The 363-nt window shown below is 63.6% G+C and carries 1 pseudogene; it reads left to right on the plus strand.

The features are described from left to right. Positions 1-162: 162 nt before the first annotated feature. Positions 163-363: pseudogene (locus AC1U89_RS25045) on the plus strand (GAF domain-containing protein); the annotation flags it as partial.

The following is a 363-nucleotide window of genomic DNA, read 5'->3' on the forward strand; positions in this document are numbered from 1 at the left end:
GTATTGCGCCGGGACATTGAGCATCAACGTCACCTCCCGGAGGCCCCGGTTCGCTGCGGAGGACGCGTCGCACCTCAGCGTGATGTAACCGGAAGCGAGAAACCGTTCCACCCGGCGTCGGGCGGTTTGCGATGAGACGCCGCAGGTAGCGCCCGCAACCAAGTCGTCGTACATGTTCCGGACCTAACCAACGAGCACCGCTGGGCCGCCTACACGGCGCCCGCGCTGGAGGCGGGTGTGGGATCCGGCCTGTCTGTACCACTGGTCCTTGAGGGAGAAGCAGAAGCGGGCCTGAACCTGTATTCCACCCGGTCCCATGGCTTCACCGATGAGGATATCGACACGGTCGAAGCGTACTCATAC

The organism is Caulobacter sp. 05T431, from assembly GCF_056665975.1.